Here is a 15,558-nt window from a genome sequence, read left to right as displayed (position 1 = left end):
TTTCGTCAGAATTTATCATATCCCTATCCTTTGCCCTGACCTTGCCAAATGCGACCTTGCCTTTATCAAGCAAAATTTTTAAATGCTCTTCAATGACATTTGCCTTGAAATACGGGTTATAAAGGATAAGGATATTTTTCATTTTTCACCTACGCTATTATCGCTGAAATTTTTAAAATTTGCATTTTGATATGCTCTAAATCATCATTTTTAGATGATAGACTTTTAAAAAATTCGCTATAAGTATTTAAAAGCGGATTGAAAATTTCATTTGTAATCTTGTCAAATTCTTTTTTGAAATTTACTTCCAAATCATCTGCTATGTTACTAGCTGTATTATTTATACTTGCAATTCGTTCTTTTTCTTTTTTTATCATCTCTTTGTGTTCTTTATTGGCTTTATATATGTCACTGGCACTAGTTATTACTGTTATGATAATGCCAAGCCGTTTTCCAAGCGTTTGAGAAGTTTTTTCTATCCAAACTTTACCTTTTCCTTTCATTAATTTAGGCAAATATTCTTTGATATATTCCAGTGCTTTTTTTGTAGCACCAGAAACTAACTCTTTGTCATTTACTAATCGCATTGCATTATTTTTTAATTCATCAGGTATCAAAAATTCGCCCATTTCGCTATTTGATACTAAATTTGGCAAATTTATATCTACGCTTACGCCACCTAGTTTGCTAAAATTTCCTTGAAATTCATCTACTTTGCGTGAAATTTCACTGCTTATATCATTTACTCCTTGTGAAAATTCATCGCATATCAAATTTGTTTTTGCGTCTATTAGCTCGTATAGTTTTGCTTCGCTAGGATTTTCACTAGATAAAACCGCAACAAGATTATCTTTTAAATTTAAAATATGTCTTCTTAATCCGTTATTTTGCTTGATTTTAAAATTATCTTTTTGTTTTTCAAGGTAGGCTATGAGTTCTGAAATGCTTTTTTGTTTTTCGCTTTCAAAATTTAAATCACAAATTTGAGATATTTTTTCTAATTTCTCTTTTAAAAATTTATTGATAGTATTCTCGACATCGTTTGTGCTAGAATTTTGCATTAAATTTTTTATTGCAAGTTCGATTTGTAGGTAGCCGCTTTTTTCAAGCAAAAGATTTTTATTTTCCATTTTCGCTTTTAACGCAGATAAAGCATTTACAACCTTGATTTGGATATTTTCAGCTTCCGCTCCATACTCAGATGAAATTCTTTGTAAATTTTGGGCTACCTTATCTGTGATTTTTACACTCTCTTCACTATCAAACCCATGACACTCTTTATCATTTACAACGACCAAAAGCTTTTTATTGTTTTTTAAAATTTCAGCCATTGCAGTGTAGATATATCTTGCTTCGACAGAGCCACCATTTTGCATTACAAATATCACGGCATCGCTTTTTTGCAAATGTTCCTGCGAGATTATATCATCTTCATTATTTGCATTAAGTCCTGGAGTATCATAGATAGTAAAGCCGTTAAATTTATGCTCGTGTATCTCTTTGGTAGTCGGTACATCGCCCATAGGTGCTACTTCTTTGCCAAAAAGAGCATTTAGCAGGGTTGATTTACCGCTATTGTATGTGCCGTAAATCATAAATGTTGGATTAAAATTTGCTAGTTTTTCATCTAGCGTTTGATTTATACTATCTAAAATTTCTTTGAAATTTTCGTTATCTTTTAACAAAGAATTTAACTCATTTTGGATACTTTTGTAGTTTTTGATTAACATTGTAGCTCCTTTTTAAAAGTTTGTATTTCATTTTCAAATTTATTTAAAATTTCGGCGATTTTAGTAGATTTTTCTTCAAGCGGTTTAAAAATTTTCTCCTGCAAGGCTTCATAAGCTTGTTTTGCTATTTCGGCAAAATGTTCGGTTCTAACTTCTTTAAAATTTAAAATCACTTCTTCGCTATTATCGCCGATTGATACCCACTCGTATTTATCTTCGCCTGTGGCTTCGCCGATTTTACCACCGACATAACCACCGACAGTAGTAGCACCAGCATAAATAGCAGCACCAGTCCAAGTTAATACATTTATACCTGGCACAAGCGAAAGAGCACCCACCACTGCTGCACCTAGTAGAGCACGACCGACAGCCTTATTTCTAGTCTTTGTAGAATATTTTATTTTTTCTCGTTTCTCTTTTATCTCATAATCATAATTTAGTTCGCTTTCAAATTCATCGACAACCTTTTCATAACTTTCAACAACATTTTTAATTTTATCTTCCAAATCTTTTTCAAATTTAACTCTTATCTCTTTATCTATCTTTTTTAGCGTTTTCTTTAAATCGCTATTTGAAAGATTTGTCGCATATTTGCTAACTACTTCATCTACTATCAAGCCAACTTCGCTCATAGAATTTAACTTCAAAGTATCAAATTTTTCATTTGTTTGTCTTGTTTCATCATCAAATTTATCTATGCTTTCTTTAATTTGAGCTATCGAATTTTCTCTATCTTCCAAAATTTCATCTATGAGTGAATTTAGCGTTAAATACGGACTTTGCTCTTTTAATTTTGTAGCTTTATTTTTCACAATATCAGTTAAATTTTCATACAACTTTGAAATATTGCTATTTTCAAATTTTTCCTTATCATCGTTTTCTAGCCCAATCTTTGCCATTTTTGTCGAAATAGAAAAAATATCTCCCACTTCTTTGCCAATCTGCTCTTTTATGCGTTTTTTGCAATCTTCTTCTTGACCTTTTCTGATTTCTGGCGATTTATTATTTGAAATAAGCACTATTTCTCCATTTATTTCATCTTCGCCGCTTATATCTGATTTAGTGATAATTGTAGTAACTTCTTTATTTGCTCTGAAAATTTCATCAAGTTCTCTATTTTCATCCATTTGAAAAGGGTCAAGCGAGTGAGACGGATAAATAACATAATCAGCACTGCTTAGATATTTTTTAGCAAGTTCGCCATTTTTATCAGTCATCGAGCCAAGACCAGGCGAATCTATCCAAGCTAAACCGCTTAGCTTAAATCCTTGAATAGAGCTTGTGCATTCTAAAAAATCTGTCTTAAACTCTTTTTCATCTATCTCTGTTAGCTCTTTGATTTCATCTTTTTTACCTGCTTGGTCATACTCAAAAAACGAAACTGTTTGATTTTCAAGCCTATTTTTGGCTATAAAATTTCCTAGATAACTCTTTCCTGCTTTTACTTTTCCAAAAATCATAACTATAAAATAGTTTTCAAGCTCACTTCTAAATTTTTCATTTTCTAAATTTCTCTCAAATTCGGCGTTCCAGTTTTCTATGCTAGATTGTGCCGTGTTTTTGATACTCTCAAATGTCTTAGCTAATGCTTCATTTGCTTTACGCAAATTCTCATCCAAGCTGACATTGCCTAAATCGTCTCTTAAATCATTTACTAAATTTTGAAGCTTTTGTCTTTTTTCATCTATTTTAGAATTTCTGACGCTTATCTCATCAAGAGATTTATAAAATTCAACCATTTTTGATTTCATCTAAAAACTCCTTTAATTCATTGATTTCATTTTGTAAATTTTCATTTTCTTTCTCTATATGGCTAGTGTCAATGCCGTGAAAAACTATTTCATCGTTGTCATTGGAAACCATAGCACAAAGAGCTGATTTATCAGAAACTTGCTCGGAAACTACCTTAGCAATTTTGTGGTATATCGAAGATTTTTCTTGGGTATTTAATTTATCAGAAACTTGCTCGGAAACTACCTTAGCAATTCCAATCCCAGCAGCAACAACACCTGCGACGCCACCAAAGGGAGCCGTCATAGCCGCCGTAGCCATGCCCAGCGGATTAAGTTTATGCTGCACTTTAACCCCAAAATCTCTTTCTATGGAATCAAACACACCTTTTTTATGCTTTTTAATCTGAGCATAAATTTTCTCATTATGAGATAACTCTTTTCTCTTTTTTTCTTCTTCTAACTCATTGCGATTGCTTGTAGTCGTTGTCGATGGTTTATCATCATCACTAAAAGCTTTTACTACTGCACCTACTACAACGGCACCAACGGCGGCGGCTGCCCAGCCTATCAACGGAATTGGCATTATCTTAACCTCGCTTTCATATTTTTTATAGTTTTGTTTGCTTCTGCTACTCTTTCTTTAATTTGCTCTTCTTTTTCTTTTATATTTTGCACGGCTTTATTGTTTTCTTCGATTTTTTCTTGCAGTGATAAAATCAGCATTTTTACGGCTTTTTCTAATCTTGCATTTCGATTTTTATAAATTTTATCCGGTCTGCACATTTTATTTATCTGCTCTTTTAGTTCGTTTATACCACTGTTTTGAACTAGCAAATTTTTATTTTCATTTTTGCCTTTGATATAACTTGGCGTTTTTATGCTCAAAACTTTCACACTAGCACTAAATTCATTTTGAATTTGCTCTTTTATCTTTTCCATACCCCTTTTTATATCTTCATCGCTTTTATCTTCTATATGATTTATCACAAAGATTGTCTTATCAAAAAACGATTTTGCATTATTTAGCTCGTTTATCAAGCTATGCAAATAACCTATCTCGTCTTTTTTCAGCTCACCACCCGATAAAGAGTGCAAAAATATATTCACATCAGACATAAACTCACCGCCAAGAGCCTTTTCATCGTCATCAGGCGTAGCATTTAGTCCAGGTGTGTCGATGTAAATAATACCCCCATACTCCACACTTTTAATTTCTGGCGTTTCTCGCTTGTCAGCCACTTCAAAAGTTTCGTTTTCAAAATCATCTATCAAAGCGTTTAAAAGCGAACTTTTTCCACTATTATAAATCCCTATACACAAAACATTCGGTTTTATGTTTTGAGAAAACTTTAAAGCTTCAACTAATTCTCGTATTTCATCGATACTCATAAGAACTCCTTTGTTTTAAATTTTGAGTTTATAAATCCCCGCTCTAACGCAGATTTATAAACTCAATTTTAAAATTTGCCGTAGAATTCATAGAATTCCACGGCAACTAGGTAAATTCGTAAATTTTAGCGATTTGCGAATTTATTCGGTTTCTGCTTCGATAGTAATTTCGCTACCTTGTGCAACACTTGGGGCAGGTTTTGCACTCTCGCCCCAGCCAAAGGCTTCGTCTATCTCTCCAAGCTTTTTTTCAACGCTATCATAAACTTGCGAAGCCGTCTCTTCGATAGCGTCTTTGGCTCTACCAAATCCATCGCAAACGCTCTCTATGACATCATCGACTTTTTCGGCGAATTCGTCATCTTCTTCGCACCTACTTTTGACATACGCTAACGCACCTACTCCTGCTATCGCACCTACACCTAAACCTAAGAAAAACTTCCACATTTTTCATCCTTTCGTAAAAAATTTATGGTATTTTACGAAATGGCTGCGACAGGGTTTGTCGTTTCTCATAAATTTCCGCCATTTTTTAGATAATCTTGCAAAATTTTTTCAAATTTACTTTGCAAATTCGCTGGTTCGATGATTTTGATATATGGCAGGTAGAGTTTTGCGAAATTTAAAATTTCATCTTCAAACGCCGCAGTTACGGCAAGTGTGGCGAATTTGTCGTTTTTATCAATAAAATTTTGTGTGATGAAAAATTTTTTGCGCCCAAGGTATGCAAGCGCAGTATTATCCACACGCAATCTCGCATTTATGGGACTAGATGAAAACCAGTGATTTTTATTTTCTTTGATTTGGGCTAGTTTTTTGATTTCTGGCGAAAAGGTTTGCTCCAAAACATCTAAATTTGAAATTTTCTCAAATGTAAATGTCTTTAAAACGCCCATTTCATCGCATAGCACATACCACACCCCAAGACGGAAAATAAAGGCATAAGGCTTTGCGATGCGCTCCTTGCCCGAGTAAGTGAAATTTAAAATATTGTGATTTTTGATAGCGTAGCAAATCTCCTCAAAATCCCTTTTGAGCGTAGAATTTGGGGCAAATTTGTCAAATTTGGCGTCGATTTTATAAACGCCGTTTAGCAGGTCTGTGATTTCTTCGCTTCCAAAGCTAGGGAAAATCTCGCTAACGCCTAAATTTCGGGCTAAACTAAGCGAGCAGGTATCTAGAACCCCCCCCCCAACGCAGTTTGCGTGAGTTACGCCGTTTTTGGTCTCAAACTCAAATCCATACGCTCTAAGCGCCTTCAAATCCCTCTGTATCGTCCGAACATCTACGCCAAATTCGCTTTGCAAATCTTTCTCGAGAAAGCTCTCGCCCAAAAACGCAAATTGCATAAATTTAAGAAGTCTAATGGCGATATTTTCGCGACTATCTTTGGTTTTGCCTATTATCTTTTTCATTGTCCATTACCTAAAAATAAAGTTTGCATTGTATCTTTTTTCGCCTTAAAACCAAGCAATTAAAAGTTAAAATTTTGGTAAATTTAACTTATGCTATAATCACGCTTTGAAATTTACAAAAAGGTAAAAAGATGAAAATCGTTCCTTGGATTATCGTTATATTTATGATTTATGTGGTGTATTATTTTATTTCTCGTTCCGAAAAGCGCATCACAGCGCTAGAAAAACGACTAAACCAAGCCGAGAGCAACTACGACGAGCTAAAAAAACAGATTGAAACCAACCGCATGCTAATCCAAGAAAACAGCCCAAAAGAGCCAGAAACAGAAGAAAACGCCTACGAAGATTGAAATTTGGGGTTAAATTTAGGTTTAACCCAGACTACCCCAACGCCCTAGCAATCAGTTCTAGCGGATTTACGCATTTCATATCGATTTGCGCTAAGCCAAAGGCGTTATTTAGCTGCATTCTACACGCGCTACACTCCGCACTTACGATTTTTAGGGGGCTATCTTTGAGCGAGGCGACCTTGTCTAAGCCAGCCTTGCGCGAGAGATGATATTTTTCACTCTGCATTGTTACACCGCCAAATCCACAGCACTGATTGGCGTTTGGCATTTCGATTATTTCGTAATTTTGCGAAAGCAAATTTCGCGGTTCGCGCCAAATTCCTTGCATTTTGCGTGAGTGGCACGGATCATGGTAGGTGATTTGCCCTATTTTTCCGCGCTCTGATAAAATTTCTTTTAAATTTGTAAATTTATCAAAATACTCCGTCGCTAGATAAATTTTACTCGCCACGGCCTTTGCGCGCTCTTGCCAGTGTGAATCGCCCTCGAAAAAATGCACATAATCGACTTTTAGCATACCAGAGCATGTCGCCTCTGGAACGACGATAGCGTCGAGATTAGCTAACATTTTTTCAAAATACTCTATGTTAAATTTCGCGTTTTTCTCCACAGAGCCAAAATCCCCAGTAAAATACTGCGGCGCGCCACAGCAGGCTTGCTTTTTCATCAAATTCACATTTAAATTTAGGCTTTTTGCGATTTTCAAAAACGCCTCGCCAATGCCCGTATATGCGTAGTTTCCCATACAGCCGATAAAAAGCCCGATAGTTTTGCTTCCGCCATTGTCGATAAACTCAGCGTGCGAGTTCATAAAGCTTTTTTTCGCTAAGCTAGGCAGTGTGCGCTCTACGCTCATCATCGGCACCGAAAATCGCGGTCTCATCGTATTTCCGCGCTCGCTATCTTTTTGTGTCTTAAAGGCGCACGGCACGAAAAAATACCCTAGCCTAGCTGCCAAATCCAAAATTTTTCGGTGGCTCAAAAACCAAAACACAGCCCTTTTATACCACGCTATGCCAAATCTTTGCGCGATTTTGTAGCGCGCGTTTTCGATCGCAGTATCGGTAGGCAGGGAGTCGTTGCACACATCGACACAACTCGTGCATAAAAAACAGCTCTCAAAGATATTTTTCATATTTTTATCGAGTTCGAGTTCGCCCCGCTCGACCGCACCAAGCAGGTCCAAAAACCCGCGCGGGCTGGTAACTTCGTCGCTATTGATATTATGAATCGTGCAGGCTGGGATACATTTGCCACATTTTACGCATTTATCGCTTAGGGTTTTGAAATCATACATTTTTTACACCGTTTTTGAGAATTTTTTCTCGCCCAAATTTTTATGCATATATTCATCAAAGCACATTGCGATATTGCGGATTAGAAGCGTTCCAGTCGGCGTTACGCTAAGCTCATCGTCTGAAATTTTCACAAAATCTTTAAGATATTCAAGCTCTTTTAGCGAATTTGCAAAATGCTCGAAAAATTTAATATTATGCTTAGCTTCGATCTCTTTGATATTTACCCTGAAATTCGCCATTAGGCTCATTACCACATCTTTGCGAAGCAAATCCTCACCATTTAGCAAAATTCCTTTGCAAAATGGCAATTTTCCGCTATCAATCGCCTCCTCATACGGCGCCATATCTTTGAAATTTTGCGCATAATGCCGCGCGCCTTCGCCGATACTAGTAAGCCCAATGCCAATCAAATCCGCGCCACCTTTTGTGGTGTAACCTTGGAAATTTCTATGAAGCGTGCCGTCTTTAAGCGCAGCATGAAGCTCGTCGCTTGGCTTAGAGTAGTGATCCATGCCGATTGGCTCGTATCCATTAGCGGTCAAAAAATCATGGGTAAATTTTAAAATTTCAAGCTTGATTTTTGGCGCAGGAAGCGTGCTTTCGTCGAATTTACGCATTGATTTTTTTATCCATGGAACATGGGCGTAATTAAATATCGCAAAACGATCTGGATTAAGGCTAAGGGCTAAATTTAGCGTTTCTTGGAAAGTCTGTAAATTTTGATATGGCAAACCATAAATCAAATCCATATTAATCGACTTTATCCCAGCCTTTCGCGCCATATCCATTACGCTTTTTGTCAGCTCATAAGGCTGAATTCTATGGATTTCTTTTTGCACGCGCTCGTTGAAGTCCTGCACGCCGTAACTTATGCGGTTAAATCCATGCGATATAAGCACATCAAGCTGCTGCTGCGTAAGAAATCTAGGGTCAATCTCACAGCTAATCTCAGCGTCAGGACTGAAATTTTTAAAATGTTTTTTTATGTTTTTTATGTGGCGATCAAGTTGTTCGGCGTCGAAATATGTCGGTGTGCCACCACCAAAGTGCATTTGCGTCACTACCCTGCTAGCGTCTAAATGCTCGCACAAAATATCCATTTCGCGATCTATGTAGTCCAAATACCTGTCCATTTTATCGCGTTTGCCAGTGTAGATGACATTACAGCCACAAAAATAGCACGCCGAACGGCAAAACGGCATGTGAAAATAAAGCGAGAGTGGGGCGTTTTTGTCTTGGGTTTTTAGCTCGTTTATATACTGCTCGTAGCTGAAATTTTGGCTAAATTCTAGCGCAGTAGGATAGCTCGTGTAGCGCGGTCCTGGGCGCGAAAATTTAGCATACGCGTCAAAATCAATGTTTGCCATTTCTGCTCCTTACTAACTCTTCGATATCAATAAATAAATTTGGGTGTGATTGCTTCACGCGCGAAACTATGGCGTCTAAATCTAAATTTATCTTTTTTATGCTTGGGTTTTCGCTCGTGATTTTGCGAATTTCGTCCATGCACACAATCCACGCATCGCCAAAATCCACTGGGGCTTGCTGTAAAATCGAGCGCTCTAATTTTAGGTTGAAATTCTCTGCAATCGCCCCTTTTGCAACTTGGATTAGATTATTTAGCGATTTTAAAGATACCATTGTGTGCAATTCGCCACTCTCATCTATCCCAAACCACGGCTCCTCGTCGCTCCACGAACCCTTTTTTAGTGTTAGTTTTTTTTCGTTTGTTTGTGGGTCGTGCGAAATCTCAAAAACCGTGCTATTAGCGTCCTCGATACCGAAAAATTCATTGATTTGATCAATTTTTGTTAATGCTTTGTCGTTTTTTTCCACTTAATTACCTCTGTGTCTATCTAGCCATACCATTACGCCCTTTTGGCCGTGCAGTCTGTTTTCAGCCTCACTAAAAACATCGCCCGCATGAGCTTCTATAATCTCATCGCTGACCTCGTATCCGCGATACGCTGGCAAGCAATGCAAGAAAATAGCATCTTTTTTGGCTAGGCTCATCATATCTTTATCTACGCAAAATCCCTCGAAGAGCTTAACTTTGCGCTCTTTTTCGCTCTCTTGTCCCATTGAAACCCAAGTATCGGTCGTAACGACATCTACGCCACAGACTGCCTCGCGCGGATCGTGAGTGTAGATGATTTTTGCCCCTGAAATTTTGGCGTTTTTCTCGGCTTGCGCTACGATAGACGCATCAGCCTCATAGCCTTTTGGCGTAGCGATTCTAAGCTCAAATCCTAAAATCGAAGCCAGCGAAATCCAAGTGTGCGCCATATTGTTTCCATCTCCGATATACGCCACGCAATCGCCACTAGCACGCTCTTGCATAGTCATATAATCCGCGATTAACTGCACTGGGTGGAGATAATCGCTAAGGCCGTTTATCACAGGCACGGCTGAGTATTTGGCAAATTCCTCCAAATCACTTTGTTTATAAACCCTAAGCATAGCCATATCGACCATGCTAGAAATCACGCGCGCAGTATCTCTCACAGGCTCGCCACGACCGAGTTGAATATCTTTTGAGCTTAAAAACAGCGCTTGTCCGCCTAACTGATACATACCAGTCTCAAAGCTCACGCGCGTTCTAGTCGAGCTTTTTTCAAAAATCATCGCTAGGGTTTGGTTTTTTAGATATGGCTTGTAATCCTTCGCTTTGGCTTCTTTTTTAATCTCAGCCGCAAGGCGCAAAATTTCAAAAATTTCATCTTTGCTAAAATCTTCAAAAGTCAAAAAATGTCGCATACTCACTCCTAAATTTAGCTAAATTTACGCAAAAGCTCAGCTATTTCTTTTGCGTGATATGAGATTATCATATCCGCCCCTGCGCGTTTTATGCTTATCATAGTCTCCATTAAAACCCGCTCATAATCGATCAATCCAAGCTTCGCTCCGCCTTTTAAAAGCGCGTATTCGCCACTGACATTATACGCACAAATCGGAAGCAGTGTGCGCTCGCGCAAATCACGGATTATATCCAAATACGCAAGTACTGGTTTTACCATTAAAATATCAGCACCTTGCGCCTCGTCTTCTAAACTCTCATTTATCGCTTCTAGGCGGTTTGCTGGATCCATTTGATACGAGCTTCTATCGCCAAAGCTAGGCGCGCTCTCAGCCACATCGCGAAACGGTCCATAGTATCCACTAGCAAATTTCGTAGAATATGCCATAATCGGTAAATTTTCAAATCCGTTGCTATCAAGCGCCTCTCGCAAAGTCGTGATTATACCGTCCATCATACCGCTTGGGGCTATCATATCAGCGCCGTTTTTGGCGTGGATTAGGGCTTGTTTGGCTGAAATTTCAAGCGTGGCGTCGTTATTTACGGTTTGATGAACATGATCTAGTATCCCGCAGTGTCCGTGGTCAGTGTATTCGCAAAAGCACAAATCCGTAATCACCATAAATTTTGGAAATTTATCCTTAATCGCGCGAAGCGCAGTGGCGATTATGCCATCATCGCTAAGCGCGTCAGAGCCAATGCTATCTTTAACCTCCGGAATTCCAAAAAGCAAAATTTTATTAATTCCCAAATTTGATAAAATTTCACACTCTTTTAAAATTTCGTCCAAACTCAGCTGAAATACGCCTGGCATAGAGCTTATCTCGTTTTTGACACCTTTTCCAGGAACGACAAAAAGCGGGTAAATAAAATTTCTCATCTCTAACGAAGTTTCGCGCACGAGCTCCCTTACTACGGGATTTATGCGCACTCTTCTAAATCGTTTAAACATTGTTTTTCCTTTTTTGGGTAAAATCATCGATTTATAATATCACAAATGGAGTAAATTTTATATGAATATTCAAATTTCGCAGATTGCAAATTTGCCCTCACGCTTCGGTAAATTTAAGGTGCAGTCCTTCAAAGAAAACGAAAAAGAACACTTAGTAATCGCAAAAATGCCGTTAAATGAAATCGTAAATGTGCGAATCCACTCCGAGTGCCTCACGGGAGATGCGATCGGAAGCCTAAAATGCGATTGTAGAGACCAGCTCGAAGAGAGCCTAAAATACATAGAAAAAAATGGCGGCATGGTGATATACCTGCGCCAAGAGGGGCGAAATATCGGGCTACTAAACAAAATAAACGCCTACGCGCTCCAAGATAAGGGCTTTGATACAATCGAGGCAAATCATCAGCTAGGTTTTAAAGCAGATGAGCGCACCTATGAAATCGTGGATTTTATCCTAAAACACTATGAAATCAAAAAGATAAATTTACTCACAAACAACCCTGAAAAGCTATCAAATTTGCACTGCGTGGAGATTGTCGAGCGCATACCAATTATCATCAAAGCTAACGAATTTAGCGAGAATTATCTGCGAACTAAAAAAGATAAAATGGGGCATTTGCTGTGAATTTGATTTTGCCTGAAAATTTCGATGAAAAGTGCGCTAAATTTGGCGAGTGTCTGCGTAAATTTAACGCAATCCACAGCCTTACGAATTACGATGATTTAAGCGAAATTATCGCTGATAGTATTGGTGGGGTGAAATTTATCCCAAAATACCCTAAAATCGCCATTGACATCGGTAGCGGGGCTGGGTTTCCGGCGATATTTTTGGCTATGGTTTTAAACCACACGAAGTGGCATTTATACGAGCCAATCGCCAAAAAAGCGTCGTTTTTGACCTACGCTAAGGTAAATTTGGGGCTAAAAAATGTCGAAATTCATAGAGAAAAAATCGAAAATTCGCTAAAATTTAGGGCTAATTTGATAACTTCAAGGGCTGTGATGAAAACGAAAAATTTAGTCGAAATTTGCGATGGATTTTATGATAGCAATACGCACTTTTTGCTCTATAAAGGCAGTAGCGTAGATGATGAAATCACCGAGACTAAAAGCAAATTTCCAAGTGCCAAATTTGAGATTTTTAACGCCGGTATGCGAAATTACCTACTTCTTAGCGGAATTTGTTAAAATATTGTATAATCTTGCGATAAAGCGAATTTTAAAAGGATTAAATAATGCAAACTTCAAAGGATTTTACGCCTATGTTGGTTTTGGTTCCAAATGGCGAAGTTGAATTTTTTGCGCAATTTTGCCAAAAAATCGGCTACAAAGCAGAGCAAACACAGGATTTTGAAAATTTCAAAAACGAAATTTTAAACGATATTTTCGAAAACCCTAAAAATCGTGCTGTCTTTGAAAGGCTAAAAGATAAATGAAATATTTAACGCTAAATCAAGCCATATCTTTGCACGACGGCGTTTTAGAAAAAATGGGTGGATTGATTGGCTACAATAACGCTCAAATCGGCTATTTAGCCTCAGCATTAGAAAATATCAAAAACGATTTATACTATCCTAGCATTGCAGAAAAAGTAACGCATTTAATGTTTTCGTGTGTCAAATTTCACCCATTTTTAGACGGAAACAAACGAAGCGCCATAATGCTATCAAAGGCTTTTTTGATAATTAATGAGGCAGTTTTTGACAAAGATAGTTTTTACGAATTTATGGAAAATATAGTCGTAAGCGTCGCAGACGGCAGTATTTCAAAAGAAAAATTGCAAGAAATATTTGAAAATTTATTAAAAATTTAAAGGCCAAAAATGGGAAAACTTTTATCATTAGCGATAATTATTGCGTTAATTTATTTTTTAATCGTGCCAAAATTTCGCGCCAAAAAGGGCGAGAGCGCAGACACAAATGGCGAGCAAGAGCCAACAGCGCTAATGCCTTGCGATGAGTGCGGGACATACTACGAGCAAGGCGCGCTTATCTCGCATAATTCTCGCCAAATTTGCAAATCTTGCTTGGCAAAAATAAAGGAAAAAAAATGATTATTCTAGGGCATGAATTGGTTGATTACGAGCCGTTTTACGCTATCAAACACACAGACGAGGTTTTCAGATACGATAATTTGCTCTTTAAATTTGATCCTAAATTAATCTCGCTAGCCAAAAGCACGGAGAAAAATTTCAGCGTCATTACAAACAACCTAAACGAAATTTTGCTCGCAAACGGCGCAGGTGCGAGGTTTATCATCGTAAATAAAAAAACCGCCCCACTCGCGCAAAAGCTAGCCAACGACTATCTTTTTGATGCCAAAATCGCGATGTTTGTCAGCTCCACTCGCGCTCTAAAACAGCTTGCCGAGCTTGGAATCGACGCTGTGGTTTTCAAAGAAGCCATCGCAAACCGCCCAAAATCCTTTTTAAGCGGGCTTTTTGCGGGCGGGCGTAAATTTCACCTGCCACATATCAATCCGCAAGGACTAATCGGTCTAACCAAAAATTTAGGCGGAAAAATTAAAAATTTAGACACAAAAATCAGTGCGAAAAATTTATCCAAGGAGGATATATGGAAAAAATAAAAACCGCCCTGCTAATGAGCGGGCTCGTGCTACTTTTTATGTTCGTCGGCAGCCTAATTGGCGGACAAAAGGGTATGATTATGGCGTTTGTCGTGGCGTGCGGTATGAATTTTTTCAGCTATTTTTTCAGCGACAAACTAGTCTTGAAACACTACCGCGCTACGCCAGTTACGGCCGAGAGCCAGCCTATGCTATACGACATAATCGATCGCCTATGCGCTAAGGCGAATTTGCCAATGCCAAAAATCTATATCATCAATGAGCAAGTTCCAAACGCTTTCGCCACAGGTCGCAATCCAAACAACGCCGCAGTCGCCGTTACGCAAGGCTTGCTAAATCTAATGAGCCCGCAAGAAATCGAGGGCGTGTTAGCTCACGAACTAAGCCATGTTAATCACTACGATATCCTAATCGGCTCGGTCGCAGCGATGTTTGCAGGCGCAATCGCAATGCTAGCAAATTTCGCCAAATTTGGCGCGATTGCGGGCTCAAACTCGCAAAATCGCGGTGGCGCAAACGGCATTTTCTTGCTCATAGGAGCCGTGATAATGCCGCTAGCTGCTAGCGTAATCCAAATGGCGATCTCACGCACCAGAGAATTCAAAGCAGACGCCGGTGCAGCCGCGCTTACAGGACACCCTGAGTGGCTAATTTCTGCTCTATCCAAGCTGGATAATTACGCCAAAAACTACCGCATGCACTCTGCGACAGGTTCGACCGCGCACATGTTTATCATAAACCCATTTAGCGGGATTAAGGCGAATTTCTCTCAGCTTTTTAGCACGCACCCTAGCACAAGCGACCGTATCGCAAAACTCGAAGAGCTAAAAGACAAAATCGCTATCCAAAAGTAAAATTTGCAAATTTAGTGTCAAATTTAAAATTTGACACTAAATTGCTTTAATCTGTCATTGCGAGCGAGCTTTGCTCGCGTGGCAATCTACGAAATAAAAATTCCAAATTTGTAAATTCGCTGTCATTGCGAGCTTTCGCAGAAAGCGAAGCAGAATGAGCGTAGCGACCCGAGCGAAGCGAAGGGACATTTCACGGAAACATTTTTGCTTCGCAAAAAGCGCTTCGCTTGTTTTGGACGAGCCGTAGGCGAAGTCAATCCAGTAAAATTTAAAGCAAAATTCAACCTAAATTTAGCATTGAACGATTTTTTGAATTTAACCTGCGCTGTGAAATTCTCTGTAAGGGGGAGGGCGCGCTTTTTAGGAGACGCTACCCTCCCCCTTACCAACCCCCACCCCTGTAAAACCTTAGAAGTGGCTAAATTTTAAAAAGCGTTGCTTTTTAAAATTTAGC

Annotated in this window: 19 protein-coding genes; 8 read left to right on the top strand and 11 right to left on the bottom strand. The window is 38.5% G+C overall.

Annotated features, from left to right (window positions below; genetic code table 11):
• Window positions 1-149 precede the first annotated feature (149 nt).
• The 6 genes from OFO00_RS07995 to OFO00_RS07970 all read right to left on the bottom strand — a co-directional run bounded on the left by OFO00_RS07995 (window position 150) and on the right by OFO00_RS07970 (window position 6,267).
• Window positions 150-1,730, bottom strand: coding sequence for a GTPase (locus tag OFO00_RS07995; RefSeq protein WP_270865596.1), 1,581 nt, complete (start codon window positions 1,728-1,730; stop codon window positions 150-152).
• Window positions 1,724-3,481: a hypothetical protein gene (locus OFO00_RS07990; RefSeq protein ID WP_270865595.1), complete on the bottom strand. Its 1,758-nt coding sequence runs from the start codon at window positions 3,479-3,481 to the stop codon at window positions 1,724-1,726. The genes OFO00_RS07995 and OFO00_RS07990 overlap by 7 nt, the downstream gene beginning before the upstream one ends.
• On the bottom strand, window positions 3,462-4,046 hold the full coding sequence (locus OFO00_RS07985; RefSeq protein ID WP_270865594.1) for a hypothetical protein: 585 nt from the start codon (window positions 4,044-4,046) through the stop codon (window positions 3,462-3,464). The genes OFO00_RS07990 and OFO00_RS07985 overlap by 20 nt, the downstream gene beginning before the upstream one ends.
• Window positions 4,046-4,852, bottom strand: a complete 807-nt coding sequence (locus OFO00_RS07980) for a GTPase (RefSeq protein ID WP_270865593.1) — start codon at window positions 4,850-4,852, stop codon at window positions 4,046-4,048. The genes OFO00_RS07985 and OFO00_RS07980 overlap by 1 nt, the downstream gene beginning before the upstream one ends.
• Before the next feature lie 141 nt (window positions 4,853-4,993).
• Window positions 4,994-5,299, bottom strand: a complete 306-nt coding sequence (locus OFO00_RS07975; protein ID WP_270865592.1) for a hypothetical protein — start codon at window positions 5,297-5,299, stop codon at window positions 4,994-4,996.
• A gap of 65 nt (window positions 5,300-5,364) precedes the next feature.
• Window positions 5,365-6,267 (bottom strand): helix-turn-helix transcriptional regulator, encoded by a 903-nt coding sequence (locus OFO00_RS07970; protein WP_270865591.1) that lies wholly within the window; start codon window positions 6,265-6,267, stop codon window positions 5,365-5,367.
• A gap of 131 nt (window positions 6,268-6,398) precedes the next feature.
• Between OFO00_RS07970 and OFO00_RS07965 the strand changes: the two genes are divergently transcribed.
• Entirely contained in the window at window positions 6,399-6,617 is a 219-nt protein-coding gene (locus OFO00_RS07965; protein ID WP_270865590.1) for a hypothetical protein, read from the top strand.
• A gap of 31 nt (window positions 6,618-6,648) precedes the next feature.
• On the opposite strand, the gene OFO00_RS07960 is transcribed toward OFO00_RS07965, so the two are convergent.
• The 5 genes from OFO00_RS07960 to hemB are packed head-to-tail and all read right to left on the bottom strand — an operon-like array spanning window position 6,649 to window position 11,664.
• Entirely contained in the window at window positions 6,649-7,914 is a 1,266-nt protein-coding gene (locus OFO00_RS07960; protein ID WP_270865589.1) for a (Fe-S)-binding protein, read from the bottom strand.
• Between the two features lie 3 nt (window positions 7,915-7,917).
• Window positions 7,918-9,282 (bottom strand): oxygen-independent coproporphyrinogen III oxidase, encoded by a 1,365-nt coding sequence (gene hemN, locus OFO00_RS07955; protein ID WP_270865588.1) that lies wholly within the window; start codon window positions 9,280-9,282, stop codon window positions 7,918-7,920.
• Complete coding sequence (locus tag OFO00_RS07950; protein ID WP_270865587.1) at window positions 9,269-9,751, bottom strand: DUF2603 domain-containing protein; 483 nt, start codon at window positions 9,749-9,751, stop codon at window positions 9,269-9,271. Before OFO00_RS07950 ends, hemN begins: the two co-directional genes overlap by 14 nt.
• The gene (argF, locus tag OFO00_RS07945) at window positions 9,752-10,672 is read right to left on the bottom strand and encodes an ornithine carbamoyltransferase (protein WP_270865586.1); all 921 of its coding nucleotides are present in this window, start codon (window positions 10,670-10,672) and stop codon (window positions 9,752-9,754) included.
• A gap of 14 nt (window positions 10,673-10,686) precedes the next feature.
• A complete protein-coding gene (gene hemB, locus OFO00_RS07940; RefSeq protein WP_270865585.1) occupies window positions 10,687-11,664 on the bottom strand; it encodes a porphobilinogen synthase in 978 nt (325 codons plus the stop codon).
• 61 nt (window positions 11,665-11,725) lie between these two features.
• Between hemB and ribA the strand changes: the two genes are divergently transcribed.
• Genes ribA through htpX form a run of 7 tightly spaced genes read left to right on the top strand, consistent with a single transcriptional unit; the run spans window position 11,726 to window position 15,104 of the window.
• Complete coding sequence (ribA, locus tag OFO00_RS07935) at window positions 11,726-12,289, top strand: GTP cyclohydrolase II (protein WP_270859302.1); 564 nt, start codon at window positions 11,726-11,728, stop codon at window positions 12,287-12,289.
• Entirely contained in the window at window positions 12,286-12,852 is a 567-nt protein-coding gene (gene rsmG, locus OFO00_RS07930; RefSeq protein ID WP_442867915.1) for a 16S rRNA (guanine(527)-N(7))-methyltransferase RsmG, read from the top strand. Before ribA ends, rsmG begins: the two co-directional genes overlap by 4 nt.
• Window positions 12,853-12,899: 47 nt before the next feature.
• Window positions 12,900-13,100, top strand: coding sequence for a hypothetical protein (locus tag OFO00_RS07925; protein ID WP_270862309.1), 201 nt, complete (start codon window positions 12,900-12,902; stop codon window positions 13,098-13,100).
• Window positions 13,097-13,477, top strand: a complete 381-nt coding sequence (locus tag OFO00_RS07920) for a type II toxin-antitoxin system death-on-curing family toxin (protein ID WP_270865584.1) — start codon at window positions 13,097-13,099, stop codon at window positions 13,475-13,477. Before OFO00_RS07925 ends, OFO00_RS07920 begins: the two co-directional genes overlap by 4 nt.
• A gap of 9 nt (window positions 13,478-13,486) precedes the next feature.
• Window positions 13,487-13,717 carry a hypothetical protein gene (locus OFO00_RS07915; protein WP_270865583.1) on the top strand — a complete coding sequence of 77 codons (231 nt, stop codon included), beginning with the start codon at window positions 13,487-13,489 and terminating at the stop codon, window positions 13,715-13,717.
• On the top strand, window positions 13,714-14,250 hold the full coding sequence (locus OFO00_RS07910; protein WP_270865582.1) for a hypothetical protein: 537 nt from the start codon (window positions 13,714-13,716) through the stop codon (window positions 14,248-14,250). Before OFO00_RS07915 ends, OFO00_RS07910 begins: the two co-directional genes overlap by 4 nt.
• A complete protein-coding gene (gene htpX, locus OFO00_RS07905) occupies window positions 14,238-15,104 on the top strand; it encodes a zinc metalloprotease HtpX (RefSeq protein ID WP_270865581.1) in 867 nt (288 codons plus the stop codon). The genes OFO00_RS07910 and htpX overlap by 13 nt, the downstream gene beginning before the upstream one ends.
• Window positions 15,105-15,558 lie beyond the last annotated feature (454 nt).

It is taken from the genome of Campylobacter sp. VBCF_04 NA7 (assembly GCF_027737405.1).
GTDB lineage: Bacteria > Campylobacterota > Campylobacteria > Campylobacterales > Campylobacteraceae > Campylobacter_B.
This window is presented reverse-complemented; position numbering and strand designations above follow the sequence as displayed.

Bases quoted from the DNA above. Each gene is read 5' to 3' on its own strand.
- OFO00_RS07985 (WP_270865594.1), bottom strand. From the start codon at position 4,046: ATGCCAATTCCGTTGATAGGCTGGGCAGCCGCCGCCGTTGGTGCCGTT.
- argF (WP_270865586.1), bottom strand. From the start codon at position 10,672: ATGCGACATTTTTTGACTTTTGAAGATTTTAGCAAAGATGAAATTTTT.
- OFO00_RS07975 (WP_270865592.1), bottom strand. From the start codon at position 5,299: ATGTGGAAGTTTTTCTTAGGTTTAGGTGTAGGTGCGATAGCAGGAGTA.
- ribA (WP_270859302.1), top strand. From the start codon at position 11,726: ATGAATATTCAAATTTCGCAGATTGCAAATTTGCCCTCACGCTTCGGT.
- OFO00_RS07970 (WP_270865591.1), bottom strand. From the start codon at position 6,267: ATGAAAAAGATAATAGGCAAAACCAAAGATAGTCGCGAAAATATCGCC.
- OFO00_RS07915 (WP_270865583.1), top strand. From the start codon at position 13,487: ATGGGAAAACTTTTATCATTAGCGATAATTATTGCGTTAATTTATTTT.
- hemB (WP_270865585.1), bottom strand. From the start codon at position 11,664: ATGTTTAAACGATTTAGAAGAGTGCGCATAAATCCCGTAGTAAGGGAG.
- OFO00_RS07920 (WP_270865584.1), top strand. From the start codon at position 13,097: ATGAAATATTTAACGCTAAATCAAGCCATATCTTTGCACGACGGCGTT.
- OFO00_RS07960 (WP_270865589.1), bottom strand. From the start codon at position 7,914: ATGTATGATTTCAAAACCCTAAGCGATAAATGCGTAAAATGTGGCAAA.
- OFO00_RS07980 (WP_270865593.1), bottom strand. From the start codon at position 4,852: ATGAGTATCGATGAAATACGAGAATTAGTTGAAGCTTTAAAGTTTTCT.
- OFO00_RS07910 (WP_270865582.1), top strand. From the start codon at position 13,714: ATGATTATTCTAGGGCATGAATTGGTTGATTACGAGCCGTTTTACGCT.
- OFO00_RS07925 (WP_270862309.1), top strand. From the start codon at position 12,900: ATGCAAACTTCAAAGGATTTTACGCCTATGTTGGTTTTGGTTCCAAAT.
- OFO00_RS07965 (WP_270865590.1), top strand. From the start codon at position 6,399: ATGAAAATCGTTCCTTGGATTATCGTTATATTTATGATTTATGTGGTG.
- OFO00_RS07990 (WP_270865595.1), bottom strand. From the start codon at position 3,481: ATGAAATCAAAAATGGTTGAATTTTATAAATCTCTTGATGAGATAAGC.
- OFO00_RS07995 (WP_270865596.1), bottom strand. From the start codon at position 1,730: ATGTTAATCAAAAACTACAAAAGTATCCAAAATGAGTTAAATTCTTTG.
- htpX (WP_270865581.1), top strand. From the start codon at position 14,238: ATGGAAAAAATAAAAACCGCCCTGCTAATGAGCGGGCTCGTGCTACTT.
- hemN (WP_270865588.1), bottom strand. From the start codon at position 9,282: ATGGCAAACATTGATTTTGACGCGTATGCTAAATTTTCGCGCCCAGGA.